General features: G+C 40.3%; 13 protein-coding genes. 10 read left to right on the forward strand and 3 right to left on the reverse strand.

Annotated elements, in window-relative coordinates:
- The first annotated feature begins 135 nt into the window (after positions 1-135).
- The 4 genes from ACZ5QH_RS04250 to ACZ5QH_RS04265 all read left to right on the forward strand — a co-directional run bounded on the left by ACZ5QH_RS04250 (position 136) and on the right by ACZ5QH_RS04265 (position 3,905).
- Complete coding sequence (locus ACZ5QH_RS04250; protein ID WP_303577082.1) at positions 136-1,293, forward strand: HlyD family secretion protein; 1,158 nt, start codon at positions 136-138, stop codon at positions 1,291-1,293.
- Positions 1,294-1,299: 6 nt separating this feature from the next.
- Positions 1,300-2,826, forward strand: coding sequence for a DHA2 family efflux MFS transporter permease subunit (locus tag ACZ5QH_RS04255; RefSeq protein ID WP_004819350.1), 1,527 nt, complete (start codon positions 1,300-1,302; stop codon positions 2,824-2,826).
- 144 nt (positions 2,827-2,970) lie between these two features.
- Complete coding sequence (locus ACZ5QH_RS04260; RefSeq protein ID WP_004819352.1) at positions 2,971-3,264, forward strand: cold-shock protein; 294 nt, start codon at positions 2,971-2,973, stop codon at positions 3,262-3,264.
- 272 nt (positions 3,265-3,536) lie between these two features.
- Positions 3,537-3,905 carry an endonuclease domain-containing protein gene (locus ACZ5QH_RS04265; RefSeq protein WP_303577083.1) on the forward strand — a complete coding sequence of 123 codons (369 nt, stop codon included), beginning with the start codon at positions 3,537-3,539 and terminating at the stop codon, positions 3,903-3,905.
- 190 nt (positions 3,906-4,095) lie between these two features.
- Here ACZ5QH_RS04265 and metH read toward each other — a convergent pair whose 3' ends face one another.
- Positions 4,096-7,785, reverse strand: a complete 3,690-nt coding sequence (gene metH / locus ACZ5QH_RS04270; RefSeq protein WP_303577084.1) for a methionine synthase — start codon at positions 7,783-7,785, stop codon at positions 4,096-4,098.
- Positions 7,786-8,044: 259 nt separating this feature from the next.
- Between metH and ACZ5QH_RS04275 the strand changes: the two genes are divergently transcribed.
- From ACZ5QH_RS04275 to ACZ5QH_RS04285, 3 genes are all read left to right on the forward strand, one after another.
- Complete coding sequence (locus ACZ5QH_RS04275) at positions 8,045-13,138, forward strand: YadA-like family protein (RefSeq protein ID WP_303577085.1); 5,094 nt, start codon at positions 8,045-8,047, stop codon at positions 13,136-13,138.
- Between the two features lie 653 nt (positions 13,139-13,791).
- Positions 13,792-15,414: an inorganic phosphate transporter gene (locus ACZ5QH_RS04280; RefSeq protein WP_303577086.1), complete on the forward strand. Its 1,623-nt coding sequence runs from the start codon at positions 13,792-13,794 to the stop codon at positions 15,412-15,414.
- A 201-nt stretch (positions 15,415-15,615) separates the two neighbouring features.
- Positions 15,616-17,088: a capsule assembly Wzi family protein gene (locus tag ACZ5QH_RS04285; protein WP_303577087.1), complete on the forward strand. Its 1,473-nt coding sequence runs from the start codon at positions 15,616-15,618 to the stop codon at positions 17,086-17,088.
- Positions 17,089-17,269: 181 nt separating this feature from the next.
- On the opposite strand, the gene ACZ5QH_RS04290 is transcribed toward ACZ5QH_RS04285, so the two are convergent.
- On the reverse strand, positions 17,270-17,716 hold the full coding sequence (locus tag ACZ5QH_RS04290) for a GNAT family N-acetyltransferase (protein WP_303577088.1): 447 nt from the start codon (positions 17,714-17,716) through the stop codon (positions 17,270-17,272).
- 147 nt (positions 17,717-17,863) lie between these two features.
- Between ACZ5QH_RS04290 and cysD the strand changes: the two genes are divergently transcribed.
- From cysD to ACZ5QH_RS04305, 3 genes are all read left to right on the forward strand, one after another.
- Positions 17,864-18,772: a sulfate adenylyltransferase subunit CysD gene (gene cysD / locus ACZ5QH_RS04295; protein ID WP_171066897.1), complete on the forward strand. Its 909-nt coding sequence runs from the start codon at positions 17,864-17,866 to the stop codon at positions 18,770-18,772.
- A 130-nt stretch (positions 18,773-18,902) separates the two neighbouring features.
- Complete coding sequence (gene cysN / locus ACZ5QH_RS04300; RefSeq protein WP_303577089.1) at positions 18,903-20,516, forward strand: sulfate adenylyltransferase subunit CysN; 1,614 nt, start codon at positions 18,903-18,905, stop codon at positions 20,514-20,516.
- A gap of 373 nt (positions 20,517-20,889) precedes the next feature.
- On the forward strand, positions 20,890-21,072 hold the full coding sequence (locus ACZ5QH_RS04305) for a hypothetical protein (RefSeq protein WP_464016775.1): 183 nt from the start codon (positions 20,890-20,892) through the stop codon (positions 21,070-21,072).
- A gap of 93 nt (positions 21,073-21,165) precedes the next feature.
- Here the strand turns inward: ACZ5QH_RS04305 and ACZ5QH_RS04310 are convergent, their stop codons facing one another.
- On the reverse strand, positions 21,166-21,714 hold the full coding sequence (locus ACZ5QH_RS04310) for a DUF2239 family protein (protein ID WP_303577146.1): 549 nt from the start codon (positions 21,712-21,714) through the stop codon (positions 21,166-21,168).
- Between the last annotated feature and the right edge of the window lie 29 nt (positions 21,715-21,743).

Below are 21,743 nucleotides of genomic sequence, written 5' to 3' on the forward strand. Positions count from 1 at the left end.
GGGCACCACAATTTTAAGAAGTTGACTTATTCAACCATCAAGCAACGTCATATAGATATGATTAAGCAGTTTTTCAGTTTATATCTCCAAAATGCAAAGATGTTTTGACAAGTCCAAGTAAGCTAGGAACATGCGATGACTGACGCGCAAACGACGAATGCCTCTCCAAATGATGAAAATCAAGCGCAAGCGGATTTGGAAGCCAAACAAAAACGTAAAAAAATGCTGAAGATTTTTGCCATTATTGTTGTTGTAGCTGCAATTCTATATGCAATTTGGGCTTTTATTTTTGGCAATATTGTTGAAACGGACAATGCCTATGTCGGTGCTGAAACTGCTGAAATCACTTCGATGGTCAGCGGACAAGTTGCTGAGGTTTTGGTCAGTGATACTCAACAAGTGAAAAAAGGCGATGTACTTGCGATTATTGATAATCGTGATGCAAAAATCGCTGTTGCAGAAGCTGAAGCGGCATTGACCAAAGCCAAGCGTCAATATACACAAAGCTCGGCAAATAGCAGTTCATTGTCTTCACAGATTTTAGTCAGTGCAGATGATATTAACAGTGCCAAAGCACAAGTGGCGCAAGCCGATGTGGCATATCAACAAGCACAGCAAGAATTTGCTCGCCGTCAGCAGTTAAGCGCGACAGGTGCAATCTCTAAAGAAGAATTTAGCAAAGCACAAAGTGCTTTAAACAATACCAAAGCAAATGTCGATGTGGCAAAAGCAGCATTGGCGCAAACAGAATCTAAACGTAAAGCTGCACAAAGTAATTTAGATGCCAATGAAGCTTTAATTCGGGGGACCTCACAAAGTTCAACCCCTGATGTATTGGTGGCTCAAGCTAAACTTGATCAAGCACTTTTAGATTTACAACGTACAGAAATTAAAGCACCGTTAGATGGTGTGATTGCCCGTCGTAGTATTCAAGTGGGGCAGCGTATTGCACCAGGGACAAGTTTGATGAAAGTGGTGCCTTTGGCTGAACTTTATGTGGATGCAAACTTTAAAGAAAGTCAGTTGCAAAATGTGAAAGTTGGTCAGAAGGCAACCCTCACTTCAGACCTCTATGGCAAGAAAGTAGAGTATCACGGTACGGTGATCGGCTTTTCAGGTGGTACAGGTTCAGCATTTGCGTTGATTCCTGCACAAAATGCGACAGGTAACTGGATTAAAGTGGTTCAACGTCTTCCTGTACGTATCAAACTCGATCCTAAAGAGTTGGCTGAGCATCCATTACGTGTGGGTTTATCCATGAATGCTGAGGTTGATACCTCTTCAGCGAAGTAATCACTTATGAATACAGCAACGTTTCAAAGTGAGCTTAAAGGTGGGCGCTTACTTCTTGCCGCCTTCTTTTTAGCACTTGCCAATTTTATGGTCGTACTAGATATGACCATTGCCAATGTTTCTGTGCCCCATATTACCGGAAGTTTAGCAGTATCAAGTTCTCAAGGGACTTGGGTGATCACCTCCTATGCCGTTGCTGAAGCCATCTGTGTACCTTTAACCGGTTGGCTTGCAGGACGCTTTGGCGCTGTTCGGGTATTTACCATCAGTCTGATTGGCTTTACCACATTTTCAATTCTTTGTGGCTTATCCAATAGCTTGGCGATGTTAGTGATCTGCCGTATCGGACAGGGTTTATTTGGTGGTCCAATCATGCCACTTAGTCAAACTTTGTTGATGCGTATTTTCCCACCCGAAAAGCATTCTCAAGCAATGGGGATGTGGGCAATGACGACGGTTGTTGGTCCGATTCTAGGCCCTATTTTAGGCGGTACGATCAGTGATAATTGGTCATGGCATTGGATTTTCTTTATTAATATTCCAGTGGGTGTGATTTGTGCTGTTGGGGTGATGCGTCTATTAAAAGTTGCTGAAACACCAATTGCTAAACTCCCGATTGATACCATTGGTTTAACGCTGCTGATCGTTTGGATTGGCGCACTACAGTTAATGCTCGATTTGGGGCATGAGCGGGATTGGTTTAATAACAGCTTTATTTGTATTTTGGCTGTGATTTTGGTGGTTGGATTTATTGCCTTTTTCATCTGGGAATATTATGAAAAACATCCCATCGTCAATATACAAATTTTCCGATACCGTGGTTTTACCATCGCAACAATCTCATTGGCTTTTGCCTTTGCAGCATTCTTTGGCAGTATTGTACTTATTCCACAATGGTTACAGATTAACTTGGGTTATACCGCATCTTGGGCAGGTTATCTGACTGCGACAATGGGCTTTGGTAGCTTGATGATGTCGCCTGTGGTTGCCAAACTTGCGACTAAATATGACCCAAGAGCCTTGTCCAGTTTTGGGCTGATGATTTTGGGTGGCGTCACATTAATGCGTTCATTTTGGACCAGTGATGCTGACTTTATGGCGCTGGCGTTACCACAGATTATTCAAGGTTTTGCGGTACCGTTCTTCTTTATCCCACTGTCTAATATTGCTTTAGGTGTGGTACGTCCAGATGAAGTGGCTTCTGCTGCGGGTTTGATGAACTTTATGCGAACCATGGCAGGGGCAATTGGTGCATCTATTGCGGTGACCATTTGGGATGATCATACCAAGCTGGCACGCAGTGAAATCGTGTCGACCATGCATGTTGAGGAAACTCAGCGTAATTTGGTCAACAGTGGTTTTAGTCCTGAAATGGCGTTGGGTACCATTTCCAACTTGGTGGATAAAGAGGCTTTAACGCTTTCGGTTAATCATGTGTTTTTGATCTTTGCGATGATCTTTATTTTTGCAGGATTGATTATTTGGTTATGTCCAAAACCGAAAGGGAATGTCGGCGCAGGGCATGCACATTAGAATTTAAGTTGTATAGAAGCCTGCTGAAAAGTGGGCTTTTTTATCGCTGTAATTAGGATGAGGCAAGGCTATTTTTTGCTATTTTATCTATTGATCAAGATCAGGGTATAATACAGCGATTGTGTACCGCGATGAGTAATATGTATGAAGCCTGAATTCCAGCAAGGAAAAATTAAACAATACGATGCCGATAGAGGCTTTGGCTTTATTGGTGGACTTGAGCAAGATATTTTCTTTCATATTTCGGATTTTCCGCTTGCAGAGGGTGAGCCAAAGCGAAATGAAAGAGTTAAATTTATCGTTGTTGAAAATAACGGCAAGTTAAAAGCAACCAAAATTGAGCGTGTTGAAGATCAATCAGCAAAAGCCAAAAAGACCAGAATTGTTGAAAACAATAAGTCGATTACCAATAATTTGTTATCTAATTTTAGAAAGTAATAGGCGTATAGATTTAGGTCATTTTATTTTTGGATTATTGGATCGTAGTTTTTAGATAAATCCCTTTAATTGAAGGGATTTTGTATGAGGGGAATTGGTTTTTTAATATAAAAATATTCCTTTGCGCTGCTACAATCGCAGTTTCCCTCTTTTTTAAGAGGTGAATGTTGCAAATTTTAGATAGTATTGGATTCGCAAAATTGCTTGCTGAAAACGAAGTGCAAGAACGGGCAATTGGAAAAGATTAAATAAATTTAAAAAGAAGAACAGCAATGCAACCCTATAACAAAAACTTAAAACAACTGTCTCGTGATCTTAGGAATAATATGACGGATGCAGAATTGTTGCTTTGGTCAAAGTTACGGCGTAAGCAAATTTTAGGTTTACAGTTTTATCGTCAGAAACCGGTTTTAAATTACATCGTCGATTTTTACTGTCCTGCTATAAATTTGGTGATTGAATGCGATGGTGGGCAGCATTATACAGATGAGGGTTTAGAGGCTGATAGGGTAAGGGATGATGCTTTGGCTCAGCAAGGTTTAGTTATCTTAAGATTTGATAATGGGCAAATTTTGCTGGAAATTGATAGTGTGATTTCGAAGGTTTTTGATGTGGCGAGTCAGCATTTAGAATCCCCCTAAATCCCCCTTTGATAAAGGGGGACCTGCCGTGAATTGGAAGATGGTCGTCGATTCGAGCTATCCCTCCCTTCTTGCACTTCGTTTTAAAGCAATACTTTAAAACTTGTTCAGGGACGAGCTTTCACGTAATTCAATCGAGACGCGCAGTTCCCCTCTTTGAAAAGAGGGGTTAGGGGAGATTTAAATAAATCTAAGCAATCGAATCATCCAAATTTGGTGCTAACCAACGTTTGGCTTCATCCAAAGTCCAATTCTTACGCTTTGCATAATCTTCTAGCTGATCCAACGCAATTTTACCCACGTTAAAATATTCAGACTGTGGGTTGGCATAGTAGAAACCACTAACACTTGATGGTGGCCACATTGCAAAACTGCTGGTCAATTGCGTACCAATCTTATCCGTGGTGCCTAACCAATCAAACAAAGAGGCCTTTTCAGAATGCTCAGGACAAGCTGGATAGCCTGGTGCAGGACGAATACCGACATACTTCTCCTTAATTAATTCTTCATTAGAGAGTTGTTCATCTGCCTGATACCCCCAGAACTCTTTACGAATACGTTCATGCAAGTGTTCTGCAAACGCTTCAGCAAAACGATCACCCAATGACTGAGCAAGAATGGCCGAGTAATCATCCCCTTTGGCTTTATACTCATGCGCCATTTCTTCCGCACCAAAAATTGAAACGGTAAAACCGCCCAAGTAGTCTTCGGCTTGTGCTTTGGTTGCAACAAAATCAGCCAAAGACAAATTCGGTTTACCTGTGACTTTATCTGATTGCTGACGAATATGATGGAAGGTATGGGTTACAGATTGACCATCTTCATTAAAGACTTCAACAGAGTCAGGAGCTGAACGGTTTGCAGGATAAATCCCAAAAACGGCACGCGCATCGAAACGTTTATTGTCAATAATGTCTTTTAACATCGCCTGAGCCTGATTATATAAATCAGTTGCAGCTTCACCGACAATCTCATCTTGTAAAATTTTCGGGAATTTACCCGCCAAACTCCAAGAAATAAAGAATGGTGTCCAGTCAAAATATTCTACTAACGTATCAAGAGGATAATGGGTCAAGGTTTGCAAACCAATAAAGTTAGGTTTTACTGGTGGATTGGCGGCAAAGTCAATTTTTAGACCATTTTCAATGGATTCTGTATACGACAATTTAGCTGCTTTCGGTTGCTTATTGGCAATACGTTCACGTACTTTTTCGTATTCAGCACGATGTTCATCGACAAATTTAGGTTTCATTTCAGGAGACAGTAGGGTGGTTGCAACACCCACCGCACGAGAAGCATCGGCAACATAGATCACTGCATCATTTGAGTATTGCGGATCAATTTTTACTGCAGTATGTGCTTTCGATGTGGTTGCGCCACCAATCAACAGTGGGATTTTAAAGCCCTTGCGTTGCATTTCTTTTGCAACAAACACCATTTCATCAAGCGATGGGGTAATCAAACCTGATAAGCCGATAATATCGACTTTTTCATCAATCGCAGTTTGTAAAATTTTCTCGCAAGACACCATGACACCAAGGTCAACAATGTCATAACCATTACACCCCAGTACAACACCGACAATGTTTTTACCAATATCGTGTACATCGCCTTTTACAGTCGCCATCAACACTTTACCCTTGGATTGGCTGCCTGTTTTTTCAGCTTCAATGTACGGGTTTAACCATGCTACGGCTTGTTTCATCACGCGTGCAGATTTGACCACTTGAGGTAAGAACATTTTGCCTGAACCAAATAAGTCACCAACCACATTCATACCATCCATCAATGGACCTTCAATCACATCAAGTGGACGTTTGGACTTTAAGCGGGCTTCTTCAGTATCTTCATCGATAAAGCTGGTAATCCCTTTGACCAGTGCATATTCAAGACGCTTTTCAACAGGTTCATTACGCCATTCAAGGTTTTCAACTTGTTTTTGGGCAGCACTTTGACCACGGTACTGTTCAGCAACTTCAAGCAATTTTTCAGTTGCATCTTGACCGCTGTCACCTTGATTCTGATTGAGAATGACATCTTCAACAGCGGCTTTCAGCTCTTTAGGAATATCATCATAGATGGCCATTTGACCTGCATTGACAATGCCCATGGTCATGCCTTGTTTGATGGCATAGTAAAGGAATACAGAGTGAATGGCTTCACGGACAGGTTCATTGCCACGGAAAGAGAACGATACGTTCGACACACCACCAGAAATCATGGCATGTGGTAAGTTTTGTTTAATCCAACCTGTTGCTTCAATAAAGTCTACAGCATAGTTATTGTGTTCTTCAATCCCTGTTGCGACAGCAAAAACGTTCGGGTCAAAAATAATATCTTCCGCAGGAAAACCGATTTCATTCACGAGCACATCATAAGAACGCTTACAGATTTCACGTTTACGTGCGGCAGTATCTGCCTGACCAGTTTCATCAAATGCCATCACAATGACAGCTGCACCATATTGACGGCATAAACGTGCTTTATGGACAAACTCGTCATAACCTTCTTTTAAGGAAATCGAGTTAACAACAGGTTTACCTTGTACACATTTTAGCCCTGCTTCTATGATTTCCCATTTAGAGGAGTCAATCATGATTGGCACTTTAGAAATTTCAGGCTCAGATGCAACCAGATTTAAGAAATGTACCATCGCATTTTGCGAATCGAGCATTCCTTCATCCATATTGATGTCAATGATTTGTGCGCCTGAAACCACTTGTTGTAATGCAACATCAAGTGCTTCGGCAAAGTTTTCTTCCCGGATTAAACGGAGGAATTTTTTAGAACCCGTGACATTGGTACGTTCACCGACATTGACGAACAATGAGTCGTCATAAATATTAAATGGCTCTAAACCACTGAGGCGACATGCAGGCTTGATGTCAGGGATTTTGCGTGGTGGGATGTCTTTAACCGCATTATAAATAGCACGAATATGGTCAGGCGTAGTACCACAACAGCCACCAGTGATATTGATCAAACCACTTTCAGCAAATTCTTTTAAGAAAGCTGCTGTTTCTTCTGGTGTTTCATCATAGCCACCAAATGCGTTCGGTAAGCCAGCGTTTGGATGCGCTGAAACAAAAACATCGGCAACATCTGATACCGTTTTGACATGTGGGCGCATGGCATCTGCACCCAAGGCACAGTTAAACCCAATCGACAATAAATCGCCGTGACGCACAGAGTTCCAGAATGCTTCAGCAGTTTGTCCTGTTAAGGTACGACCAGAAGCATCAGTAATTGTGCCTGAAATCATCAGCGGTAATTCACGGCCAAGCTGTTTAAAGACTTCTTTTACCGCAAAAATTGCTGCTTTACAGTTTAAGGTATCAAACACCGTTTCAATGAGAAGGATGTCTGCGCCACCTTCAATTAAAGCATGCGTGGCTTCAATATAATTTTCTTTGAGTTCATCAAAGGTAATGTTACGAAATGCTGGATCATTCACATTTGGTGAGATAGAGCAGGTACGTGATGTTGGCCCCAATACCCCAGCGACAAAACGTGGTTTGTCAGGGGTTGAGTATTTTTCACAAGCAGCTTTGGCAAGACGGGCAGCTTCAAAGTTAATCTCATGGACTAAATCTTCCATGTGATAGTCAGACATTGAAACCCGTGTGCCGTTAAAGCTATTGGTTTCAATAATGTCAGCACCAGCATCTAGGTAAGCTTCATGGATGCCTTGAATAATTTGTGGCTGAGTTAACACCAAAAGGTCATTGTTGCCTTTTAAATCAGATGCCCAGTCAGCAAAGCGCTCACCACGGTAATCAGCTTCTTCCAGTTTATGGCGTTGGATCATAGTTCCCATTGCACCATCAATAATTAGGATGCGTTTGGCAAGAAGCTCTTTTAACGTGGTAAGCGTGGACATTAAAACTCTCAATAAAATCGGATTTTAAAAATAGCCGATATGTTATCAGAATGTAGACTTTCAAGGTACCAATCTTGACATACTTCCTGATGACAGATTTTTGATCTAGACAATTTAAAAAAATTCAAATAATTCATTCTAAAAAATCATGCATTTAGGGTAATACATGATTTTTTTGCACAAGCGCAAAAAAATGTTGAAACTTCAAATTTAAATGTTAACTTAATCACATAATTTATTATAAATGTGAGATAAATCTATGAATAAGGTCTATAAAATTGTTTGGAATGAATCTTTAGGCACTTGGTGTGCGATTTCTGAGGTATCCAAGACACGCGGTAAACGATCTTCTGTTAAAACAACTGTTGCCGGTGCGTTAGTGGTAGTTTCAGCATTGACTATGTCAGGTATGACCGCAGCGGCTGACAATTATGTGAGTGTCAATGATGGTGGTACGCAAAGCGGTAATTATAATAATGATGGAGCTGTTGCGAGTGGATCAGTCGTCATTGGACCTGATTCAAGCAGTATTGGAGCTTCAGGTGTAGCAATTGGAAATAATGCCGATGTGACGGGTTTACAAGGTGTTGCGATTGGTAATAATGCGCAAGCAGGTTACCAAAGTATAGCATTAGGTTTTGATACTGTAGCTACAGCTTTTAATAGTATGGCACTCGGTAATCGAGCAATTGCCTATACTGACGGTACAACTTTGGGGCAAGGTACTTATGCCAATAAATTAGCCACAGCAATGGGTAATGGTGCATTGGCAGTCGGTCAGGAAAGTACAGCCTATGGTTATAGTGCACTCGCAGGTACAGATTCTTTTAGTCAACCTTCAGCAGGTACTGACCCGGATACGATTGGTAAAGCTTATGCCACGGCTATGGGATCCAGAGCCAAAGCCAGTGCTCAAGGTTCTACAGCAGTAGGCGCAGGAAGTGTGGCTGAAGTTGATAATGGCATTGCTCTTGGAGCAAATTCAGTAGCAAATACTGGAGCTGGTGTAGCAGGTTATGTGCCGACCAGTGCAAATCAGTCACAAAAAGATGCAATAAATGCAACTCAATCTACATTGGGTGCAGTCAGCGTAGGTAGTGTGGGTAATACACGTCAAATCACAAATGTCGCTGCTGGGACAACAGATACTGATGCTGTAAATGTAGCGCAACTGAAAGCGGTTCAGTCAGCCACAGAAACTCATTATTTTAGTGTTAATGATGAGGGTACTCAAGCTAACAATTACAACAATGATGGTGCGACGGGTAAAAATGCTTTAGCTGTGGGCATTGGCGCTAAGGCGGTTGGTGAGAATGCGATTGCCATTGGTAATGTCACCAGCGATGCTGCAAATAGTATTGCGATTGGTAACAATAATTCGCTAAGTAATAGCGCAAGTTCTAGTACTGCAATTGGGCACAATAACAATGTTACAGGCAATGAGGCTATAGCTTTAGGCGCTAACAACACAGTAAAAGATTTTTCTGGTGTTGCAGTAGGTAGTTATAACAATGCAGAGGGGTATCGTTCTATTGCAGTCGGTGCGGAAAATAAAACTAAAGGTCAATGGTCTTCTGCATTTGGTGTTTGGAATATCGCAGAAGGAGAGCGAGCTACAGTTTTAGGTGCCAATAATACAATCCAAGGTCGTCGTGCTTTAGGTATGGGTGTCGCCAACGAGATTTCAAGTGCAAGTGAATATAGTTCAGCTGTTGGTGCATTTAATAAAATTACAGACAGTATGAAGTCTTTGACTGCGGGTTTTGGTAATACGGTTACTGGTGGTGAGAAAAATAGTGTTCTTGGGAACGAAAATACACTGAATAATGCCAAGAATACAACTGTATTAGGCAATAAAAACACGGTTGCTCAAGAGAATACTCAAGTCCTCGGTAACAATGTCACAACAACTCAAGCCAACAGCATTGTCTTGGGGAATGAATCGACTGACCGTGCTGCGACTACTATAGATAAAGTGACGATTAATGGCGAGGATTATGCCTTTGCAGGTGCTGGTTCTGCAGCAAATGGCGTCGTCAGTGTGGGTAAAGTGGGTGGTGAACGTCAAATTATCAATGTTGCTGCAGGTGAAATTAGTGCAAGCAGTACAGATGCTATTAACGGTTCACAATTGTATGCGACAAACCAAGCAGTTGAAAAACTTAATGCAGGTGCTGGCGATACGACCCATTATGTCAGTATCAACGATGGTGGTACCCAAGGCAATAATTACAAAAATGATGGGGCAACAGGTAAAAATGCTGTAGCAGTTGGTGTAGGTGCGAGTGCAACTGGTGAGAACGCGATTGCCATTGGTCTAAATGCAGGTATCAACAATGATGGGGGCTGGAATACCAGTGTTGGATCGAACAGTGGAAAAAATACCAAAGGTCAAAAAAATACAGCTTTAGGTGATGATGCAGGTCGTGATGTCACGGGAAATAACAACACTGGATTAGGGATGAATGCGGGTGTAAACGTTGTTGGTGATAGTAACCTTGCTGTGGGTGACTCGGCTGGTGGTAATGTGGAAGGAAGTGGTAACACTGCTTTGGGTAAAATGTCGGGTATCAACGTGATTGGTACCGCAAATACTGCGACTGGCCAAGAAGCAGGTAGTAATGTCAAAGGGCGTAACAATTCAGCTTTTGGGGTGAAGTCAGGTATTAATGTCATTGGTGAAGGAAACACAGCTATGGGGTTATTATCAGGCACGGATATTACAGGAAGCTATAATACTTCAGTGGGGTATGCAACAGGCGGTAGCAAAGGTAGTTACAACAATTATTTAGGTTATATGACAGGTCTATATTCTAAGGGGGATATGAATAGTGCAGTGGGTCCTTATGCAGGTCAGGAAGTTGTAGGTAATAAGAATACCGCTGAAGGTTATTCTGCTGGTATAAACGTTAAGGGTGACAGTAATATTGCCCTCGGTGATTCGGCTGGTGAAAACGTTACAGGCAACCGTAATGTCGCTTTGGGTCGAGCAGCGGGTCAGGGGCTAAGCAATGTAGATGATACAACCAGTCTAAGCAGTGGAGCTAAGGCTACGGTTAGCAACAGTGTTGCTTTGGGTGCAAATAGCGAGGCGATTCGTGATGTAAACAGTGAAGTTGCTTATGTACCGTTAGGTAGAACGATTGTCGCAGCCAATGCAGCAGGTGGTGAAGTGTCAGTGGGAACGGTTGGAAAAGAACGCCGTATTACCAATGTTGCAGCGGCAAGCCAAGATACTGATGCAGTAAACCTATCACAACTTAAAGCAGCTCAGGCTGCGGCTTCTACTCATTATTTCAGTGTTAATGATGGCGGTACTCAAGGTAATAACTACAATAATGATGGTGCAACTGGAAAAAATGCTTTAGCTGCAGGCCGTGCTTTAGCGGGTGGTGAATCGTCAGTTGCTATTGGAGATGGTGCATCTGCAAAAGCCGATTTTTCTACCGCAGTGGGCTTTTTGAATACTGTAACTGGTAAAAACTCTACAGCGATTGGTGCGAGTAATAACGTTGCTCAAGATAATACTCAAGTCCTTGGCAATAATGTCACAACGACCCAAGCCAACAGTGTGGTCTTAGGTAACGCATCCACAGATCGTGTAGCAACTGTAGTAGATAAAGTCAGCATTAATGGCGAGGATTATGCCTTTGCTGGTGTGGGTTCTGCAGCTAATGGTGTTGTCAGTGTCGGTAAAGTCGGTGGTGAACGTCAAATCATCAATGTAGCTGCAGGTGAAATTAGTGCAAGCAGTACAGATGCTATTAATGGTTCACAGTTACATGCCACAAACCAAGCGGTTGAAAAACTTTATGCTGGTGCAGGGGATACGACTCATTATGTGAGTATCAATGATACTGGTACCAAAGCAGGTAATTATAATAATGATGGTGCAAGTGGAGCGCTTGCTGTAGCGCTAGGTGTTGGTGCGAGTGCAAAAGGAGATGGTGCTACTGCGCTTGGTCTTAATTCATCAGCCAAGAGTAAAGATGCAGTTGCGATTGGAACGGATACGCGTGCCGAGCTGGAAGGTAGTATTGCTCTTGGTAAAGGCTCAGTTGCTAATACTGCGGCGGGTATCGCTGGCTTTGATCCATTGACAGGGTTTGGTTCTAGCAATACTGGTAGTACATGGCGAAGTAGTGCAGCAGCATTTTCCGTGGGAGATGTCTCAAGGGGGATCACTCGTCAAATTACTGGTGTAGCAGCAGGTACGGCAGATACAGACGCGGTCAATGTTGCACAATTAAAGGCTGCAATATCTAAATCCAATGAAGCTAAAGGTTCTACAGAAACTGTAAGTGCAGGTAAAAATACTGAAGTAACGAAAACCACTAAGGCAGATGGCTCAACCGATTATCAAGTTGCAACCAAAGATGATGTCAGTTTTGATTCGGTCACGGTGGGTAATATTAAGGCTGATTCACAAAACAATACCATCAGTGGTTTGGCTGACGGTAAGGTGAGTGCCGATTCTGATCAGGCCATTAATGGTAGTCAATTACATGACACCGCTGAAAGTGTCGCAAATGCATTGGGCGGAAATGCAAAAGTTAATCCAGATGGAACGATCAAAACCAGTAATATTGGAAATACAGGTAAAGACAATGTGCATGATGCAATTGCTTCAATACATGGACAGGTTGCTGGTGCTAAAACCAGCGTGTCTGCAGGTAAGAACACTGTTGTAAACAGTAGCACCAATGCAGATGGTTCAAATAACTATCAAGTGGCTTTAGCAGAGGATATTCAGTTAAATTCCGTTACTGCGAATCAAGTCACAGCACAGCAAGTTACAGCGAATAAGGTCAATGTGGGTAAAGTCACGATTGATGGGACAACAAATAAAGTTAGCGGTTTAGCAAATGGTGAAATTACCTCAACCTCTACGGATGCCATTAACGGTTCACAATTACACCAAACCAATAGCAGTGTGGCGCAACATTTAGGTGGCGGCTCAACACTGAACAAAGATGGTTCGATTGGTGCACCCACCTACAATGTCGCAGGGGGAACCTTCCATAATGTAGGGGATGCCTTGGGCGCTATAGATACTCGGGTAAGTAATCTGGAACAAGCTTTCTATGACACCAATAAAAACATGGATGACTTGCGTAACGATACTTATGCAGGTATCGCAGGTGCGATGGCGGTAGGTAACTTACCACAACCCACTGAAGCGGGTATGAGTATGGTTAGTGCGGGTGTTTCGGGTTACCGAGGTGAAACTGCTGTGGCAATCGGGGTGAGCGCCATTACTGACAGCAATAAGATCGTTTGGAAAATGGGTGCTTCTGCTGACAGCCGTAGCAATATTGGTGGTGCAGTGTCTATGGGATATCAGTGGAAATAATTTTAATTAAACATAAGTATTAACTTTATATTCAAGATCAATTTTCAGGATGATCTTCAACAAAAAACTCAGTGTTTACAGAACGCTGAGTTTTTTATGCACATTACAAATTGAAAAGTAAACGATTGCTTGATCTATTAGAGCAAACCTTTAAAAAGTGTGTAAAACATTACTTGGATGATCTCTTTATTCTTTGCACATTATTTGTCTAACATATGCAATTCAAGATGATTTATTGATGAGGCAGAGTACTTTAGTGAAAGGAAAATTGTTGGCGTTAAACTTGCATAGATTCGGTAAACGGAATTTATTGGAACATATATAAAAATAAACTTAACAGCATGTTTGTTTTTTCATCAATTTGTCATAAATTTCATGAAAAATGGCAATGCCAAATGATAAATAGTTCAAATTGGTCTGAAATATTACAAATATTATTTCAGTCTGAAATATAATATTTTGCTTAAGTTGTATTGATTTTATTGGTGTAAGATACTAATTATAAATAAAAAAAATATTAATTTTGTCGCTTGTGTAGCGAAATACTGAAGTGAAATAATTATAAATTTCACTTCATATGACCTCTATTTGTCATATAATTGTCACAATTTAATTGAACAATAAGCGCATTCTAATATTCGCTAACTTTCTGCATGAATTCGAATTTACCTCCCGTCTCAGATTCTGCACAATCGTCTCAAGCTGCTAAATCGACGAATGTACATGTACCAACACCGAAATTTTTTATGCCGGTGTTTCTGACGATTATCATTGCTACCTTGATTTATATTGGGGTGCAAGTTAGTGCAGATTTAGCACATGTTCCACCGTTAAGCCTTTATTCAGTGATTCTTTTAGCGACAGCGTTATTTATCGCTTTGGGTTTTGAGTTTGTAAATGGTTTTCATGATACAGCCAATGCTGTAGCAACCGTGATCTATACCAATGCATTGCCTGCACCTGTAGCAGTGATGTGGGCAGGCTTTTGTAACTTCCTTGGGGTAATGGTTGCCAGTGGTGCAGTTGCCTATGGAATTATTGCCTTACTTCCTGTTGAACTGATCATGAATGTAGGCAGTGGCGCTGGTTTTGCTATGGTTTTTGCCATGCTGATTGCGGCGATTCTGTGGAATTTAGGCACTTGGTTCTTAGGTATTCCGGCATCGAGCTCTCATACCTTGATTGGTTCAATTTTGGGTGTAGGCATCATGAACTACATTTTGCACGCTTCAACGGGTGCAAGTGGTGTAGACATGGATCAAGTGCTTAAAGTGGGTAAAGCATTACTGTTTTCTCCTTTGATTGGTTTTGCATTTGCAGCAATTGTATTTTTGATTGTTAAAAAAATATTTAAAAAACAACTTGAGTTGTTCCAACCCCCTGAAGGCAATAAGCCACCACCACCTTTGATCCGTGCAATTCTGATTTTCACCTGTACCGGTGTAAGCTTTGCACATGGTTCAAATGACGGGCAAAAAGGTATGGGCTTAATCATGCTGATTTTGATTGGTATTGTGCCTTTGGCTTATTCGTTGAATAGAGGTTTAGACCAACAGCATTTACAGTCATTCTCACAATTGTCTGGTCAAACTGCGACGGCAATTTATGCACAGCATGCCGATATTCCAGATGAACAAGCGCGTGTAACCATCACTAAATTTATCCAAACCAAAGAAATGAATCCTGAAGTTGTTCCTGCATTGGCCAGTTTGACTGATCATTTGGGCGAGCGTGTTGGTAAATTTGGTGATCTCAAAGATATCCCAGAATCTGAAGTATCTTCATTACGTAATGATATGTACTTAAGCACCACGGCTTTTAAACGCTTGGATAAAGCGGATCAACTTCCAAAAATGGATGAAGCTCAAGGCAAAGTGGTAAAAGAGTATCGCAAAAACTTAGATTCTTTCCTCCAATATATTCCAAACTGGGTAAAAGTTGCTGTGGCATTGGCACTGGGTTTAGGAACAATGGTGGGATGGAAACGTATTGTGGTTACTGTGGGCGAGCGTATTGGTAAACATCATATGACCTATGGTCAAGGGATGTCTGCTGAACTTGTGGCAATGTCGACAATCGCTGCTGCAGATGGTTTTGGTTTACCCGTTTCAACGACTCATGTACTCAATAGTGCGGTTGCAGGAACCATGGTTGCCAATAAAGCTGGATTGAATTTTGCAACAGTCAAAACGATTCTTTCTGCATGGATTTTTACCTTACCTGCAACGATTTGTTTATCGGGCGGTTTATTCTGGTTATTTTTAAAAGTATTTTAATTTAAAAGTTAGTGATGGCGATTATTTTAAAAGCTGAATGATCGTTATTATCTGAATTTAAAAGAAAATGAGTGCACTTTGGTGCACTCATTTTCTTTTGGATAATGGAATTTTAAAATATGAATAACACAATTTCACCATTGAAAAAAACTTATAAAAAAATTAAGGTGTGGTTGTAAATCAAACTTGAGAAAAATGAGCATGTATTTAAGAAAATCACTTTGTGCTGCTGTATTACTTGGAATGTCTTTACCTGTATTTGCACAGGGAATTGTATTAAATAATGAAGATATTCGCACAGATTTGAACTGGTTAAATCAGCAAGGTGTGATTCAAATCAGTACATCGACTTGGCCAATGAGTGGGGATGAAATTCAACGTGCCTTATCTCAAGCAAAAGTTTTAAACAATACCCAACAAAAAGTTATTGATTCAATTCAAAATGCACTAAAAGCAGATAATCAAACCGCAAAATTAGGTTTGTTTGCTGAAACTGATCAAAAAAATATTCCTCAAGCTTTTGGGGACAGTGCAAAAGCACAGTATGTGGGTTCATTAGAATTTAATGCAGGCGGTGAAAACTGGGATGCAAAGCTTCGTGTGAATGGTGAAAAAGATCCGCACATTGATAACGGTCAAGATGTCAATGTGGAAGGTTCATACATTGCAGGAAAACTATGGAATCAGTGGGTTATTGCGGGTCAAATCCCAACATATTGGGGACCAGGACATGATGGTAGTTTGATTCGTGGTGATGCCAGCCGTCCAGTTTATGGTTTTACTGTACAACGTGCTGAACAAAAGGCTTTTGAATCTAAATGGTTGTCTTGGATTGGCCCTTGGCAATATCAAGCATTTGCTGGGCAGTTAAATGATTATACGGCTGTACCTGATGCACGTTTAATGGGATTGCGCTTAACTGCACAACCTTTACCTTATTTAGAAATTGGTGCATCACGTGCTTTCCAAATTGATGGAGAAGGTCAACCAGGAAGTGCAAAAGCTTATTGGAATGCTTTTATTGGAAAAGACAATGAGTGTGCGGATAGCACTTGTACGGGGGTGGGCAATCCATCCAACCAGCTTGCTGGATTTGATGCGCGTTTAAATCTTCAATCTTTGTTGAATGTTCCTATGAGTTTCTATGGGCAATATATTGGGGAAGATGAAGCGGGTTTACTACCCTCTAAAAAAATGTATTTAGCTGGTGCTGACTATTCCTCAAGTTTTAAAAATTTGCCGTACCAGCTTTATGTTGAATGGGCGAATACAGAAACAAATGGCGATCCATTAGGTATTTCTTATAGTCATCATGTTTATAAAGATGGTTATTACCAACAAGGTTTCCCATTGGGGCATGCAATGGGTGGTGATGGTGAAATGATTTCTGTCGGTGGTGATATTCGCTTTGATGTGATGAATCGTTTATCTGGTCGTGCAATCTATGCCAAAGTCAACCAATCTGCTGCTCTCTTTGGTGATAAGCAAATCAACTTAGCCTTCCCAGAAAAAGACAAAATTAAAGCATTAGATTTAACTTGGACACATTATATTAAACCGACTATGCCATTAAAAATTAATGGTTGGGTGAGTGATTCTGATGTACATGGCAATGATGCAGGTGCTTCTGTAGGAATTGAAATTCCTTTAGATAAAGCATTATTCGGCCATTAAGCCCTGAGTTATCGGCTGTATATACTAATTTTAAGCATATACAGTTTGATAAGTTGGGACTAAGCTAAAATCGCTTCTTTAAAATTTTTACAAAAGAAGCGATTTTTAGTTTTAGATTGTTGGTTGAATTATTTGATATGCAGATCTTTAATTTTTTTAAATGAATTACATCTAAAATAAGTTATGTTAATGCCTTTTTATATTGGATAAATCCTGTTTTACTCGCAATACGATCATAAAGGTGTTGGGCGTTAATATTGGATTCTTGAGTGAGCCAATAAACACGGTCAAACTTTGTTGCGCAGACCTGATAACAATGCTCGATTAATTGTCGTGCTAAACCTTGATTCCTAAAAGCTTCATCCACAAATAAATCTTGTAGATAACAATAGGGTAAATCTGTCCACATGCTCATATGTGCAATCAAATGTACAAAGCCAACTACCTGACCATTTACTTTGATGGCAAAACCAAACATATCAACTTGTTCAGGATTTGTGATTCGCTTCCAAGATAATCTTATTTGTTCGTCACTGAGTTGTGATTTATAAAATGTTAAATAGCCGCGCCAAAGTGGAAGCCATTGCTCAAAATCAATCTGTTCTAGTGCAATAATTTGTGTGGTCATACCGATCTCTTGTTGTTGCTTATGATGTTTTTATATATGAATATAAAAAAACAAGCAAAAGGGTTGAGGTGTAAATCACTATAATGAATATAAATTTTAATATGTGTAATAAGTACACGTTTTTGTGAGCTGGTGCTGTCAATGCCTATATCTGAGGAAAGACTTACTCATCTAAAACAGCTTGAAGCTGAGAGTATTCATATCATCCGTGAAGTTGCTGCTGAGTTTGAAAATCCAGTGATGCTTTACTCAATCGGGAAAGACTCAGCTGTCATGCTGCATCTTGCTTTAAAAGCATTTTATCCTGCTAAACTTCCTTTCCCACTGTTGCATGTCGACACAGGCTGGAAGTTTAAGGACATGATTAAATTCCGTGACAACATGGCAAAAGAACACGGTTTTGATCTGATCGTGCATCAAAACAAAGAAGGTAAAGATGCAGGCGTAAACCCATTTGATTATGGTAGCTCAAAATATACTGATATTATGAAAACCCAAGGCTTAAAACAGGCATTGGATAAATATCAGTTTGATGCTGCATTTGGTGGTGCACGCCGTGATGAAGAAAAGTCACGTGCAAAAGAACGTGTTTATTCTTTCCGTGATGCTAAACATCGTTGGGATCCTAAAAACCAACGCCCAGAGCTTTGGAATCTTTATAACGGTAAAGTCAATAAAGGCGAGAGTATCCGTGTATTCCCATTGTCAAACTGGACTGAGTTAGACATTTGGCAATATATCTACCAAGAAAGTATTCCTTTGGTACCTTTGTATTTAGCAGCTGAACGTCCAGTTGTTGAACGTAGTGGTACGTTGATCATGGTGGATGATGAACGTATGCGTTTAAAAGAAGGTGAAGTTCCACAAATGAAATCGGTACGTTTCCGTACTTTGGGCTGTTACCCGTTGACAGGTGCAGTTGAATCAACGGCAACAACACTGCCTGAAATTATCCAAGAAATGCTTTTAGCCACCAGCTCTGAACGTCAAGGTCGTATGATTGACCATGATGAAGCAGGTTCGATGGAAAAGAAAAAGCAAGAAGGCTATTTCTAAGTATTTTTTATATGAATCTCCCCCTAACCCCTCTTTATAAAAGAGGGGGGAACTCCAGCAAGAAAACGGAGGACTTAGGAGGATTTAAAGATATAGCAACCGATTTCAAAATATTGTGGAGCTTTGAGCAATGTCTCATCAATCAGAATTAATTAGCCAAGATATCTTGGCATATTTAAAACAGCACGAAAATAAAGACCTGTTAAGATTTTTGACTTGCGGTAATGTGGACGATGGTAAATCAACATTAATTGGTCGTTTACTTTACGATTCAAAATTGATTTATGAAGATCAATTACAAGCAGTAACCCGTGATTCGAAAAAAGTGGGTACAACAGGTGATGCACCTGATTTGGCCTTGCTTGTCGATGGTTTACAAGCTGAACGTGAGCAAGGTATTACCATTGATGTGGCTTATCGTTATTTTTCTACTGAAAAGCGTAAGTTTATCATTGCTGATACACCAGGGCATGAGCAATATACTCGTAACATGGCCACAGGTGCATCTACCGCAGATCTTGCAATCATCTTGATTGATGCTCGTTATGGCGTACAAACACAAACTCGTCGTCATACCTTTATTGCGAGTCTATTGGGTATTCGTAATATCGTAGTTGCGATTAACAAAATGGACTTGGTTGAATTCTCTGAAGCGCGTTTCAATGAAATTCAAGTTGAGTACAATAATTTTGTCAATCAATTGGGTGAGCGTAAACCTGCCAATATCATCTTCTCGCCAATTTCTGCATTGAATGGCGATAACGTTGTAAATAAATCCGAAAATACGCCGTGGTATCAAGGTAAAACCTTGATGGAAACATTGGAAACTGTTGAAATTACACATGATGTAAGCAAGCATGAATTCCGCTTTCCTGTGCAATATGTGAACCGTCCTAACCTCGATTTTCGTGGTTTCTGCGGTACGATTGCTTTAGGTGAAATCAAAGTTGGTGATGAAATTGTGGCTTTACCGTCTGGTAAGAAGTCAACAGTGAAAGAAATTGTCACTTTTGATGGTAACTTAGCGCATGCTATTGCAGGTCAGGCTGTAACGCTAACGTTAAATGATGAAATCGATATTTCGCGTGGTAACGTGCTGGTTAAAGCGGGTGAGCAACCACTGATTTCCCGTTCTGCTCGTGCAACAGTCGTATGGATGACTGATCAGCCTTTAGTGTTGGGCAAACTTTATAATGTGAAGTTTGGTACACAAACCATTCCTGCTAAGGTTGCAAAGATCAACTATCGTACCAATGTCAACACATTGGAAAAAATGCAAGTTGAACAGCTTGATTTAAATGCAATTGCAGATGTAACGATTGAGTTTGATGCACCAGTGGTATTTGACCGTTATCATGACAGTCGTTATACGGGTTCTTTTATCTTCATTGACCGTTTAAGTAATGTGACTGTTGGTGCGGGTATGGTTGAAGCTGCGGTTGAATGGACTGCACACAATGAACCTGTCACTGCTGAAGCTCGTGCTGCACGTTTAGGTCAAAAACCTGCTGTAGTTGCTGTATCAGCTCAAGTACTTAAACATGCACAATCTCTTGAAAGCTTGTTGATTCAACAAGGTGTTGTTGCAATTGCAAAAGCAGGTTTATCAAGCGACCAAGTTGCATTGCTTCGTCAAACTGGTGTTGTGGTGGTGACGGATGTTGAACAGGGTGCTGATGTAGCATTTGCTCAAGAAGCAGTTGAAGAATTGGCTGAAAAAATTGTGGAATTGGTTCGTCTTTAACAGATTGGATTGATTTAAAAAAACCCACTTGAAAAGTGGGTTTTTTGATGCAAAAAATTTAATATATACAAGATAATATTAATCAACATCATATAGATTAAAGCATTTTTAATTTTGCATTGTTTAATACTTAGAGCATATATCTTATTATAAATAAAGGGGTTTTAAAATTTTTATCCTCTGCAAGAGTCAACTAGTACTTTTTTGCAGTGCTCGACTGAATCTATTTAGAATTTCAATGAACGGTACCGTTGTGAAAGCTTTAAAATAAGAAGAATTAACATTGATGGAATACGATCAAAACAGACTTGCAACAGTACAAGCAATAAAATTTAGCTTTAATTCAAGTTAAGATTTAATGGTAGGTCATGTAATGAAAACATTTTTCCTGATAGGAATTACAAGCATATTGGCCGCTTGTGCCTCAAACCAACCAAGAATACAGGAACCGACCAAAGAATGCCGAAACTATCATGCAATGATGACGGCATCTATGGATCTGATGGTAATGCAACGTTTAAAACAAGCTTGTGATGAGTCCGAACAACAAAAATAATTTAATGATCAATCGTGTGCCGATGATTATAAAAAATGCCCTAATCCCAAAGGCTTAGCGCATTTTATTTTTATATAGTTGCGAATATTGTAGTTAAAAAGCATGTTGCGTTTTTAAAATCAAATACGTCCGTAAATCGTTTGGATAGTCGTGAATCAATTCTAAAAACAGCGCTTGATTACCTTGATATAAAGCACGAGTGGCTTCCTCATAATTGGGCATATTGCCTGACATTGCTAACATAAAACGATCAGTTGCCTGTTTTGCCAACATTTTATTACTTGCTGAATCGGGGTTATTTAACTCTTGGTCAATCAATTTTCGAATCACGGCAGATGCACTTGAACTTTGTTGATCTAACCAATCCCAATGCTTTTGCTGCAAAGTGATTTCACGAGAAATTACCCCTAATTTAGGACGTCCAACTTTTTTAACTGCTTCAGGTTCAGCATAACGTTGTTGAATATCTGATGTAGATCCTATGGTATTAACATCAATGGCTTGGCCTGTTTGATCATTAAAAATCAACACAGGTGTGGAGGTATTTTGTTGAGTCTTAATGGTTAATGCCACGTTTAACAGCGAATCAGTGATTAAACGGTCATTGCCAATAAAGGCAGTGTAGGTATTTTCAGTATTGATTTTAAAACCTTTAGATATTTTTATCTGGG

It is taken from the genome of Acinetobacter sp. Ac8 (assembly GCF_055392545.1).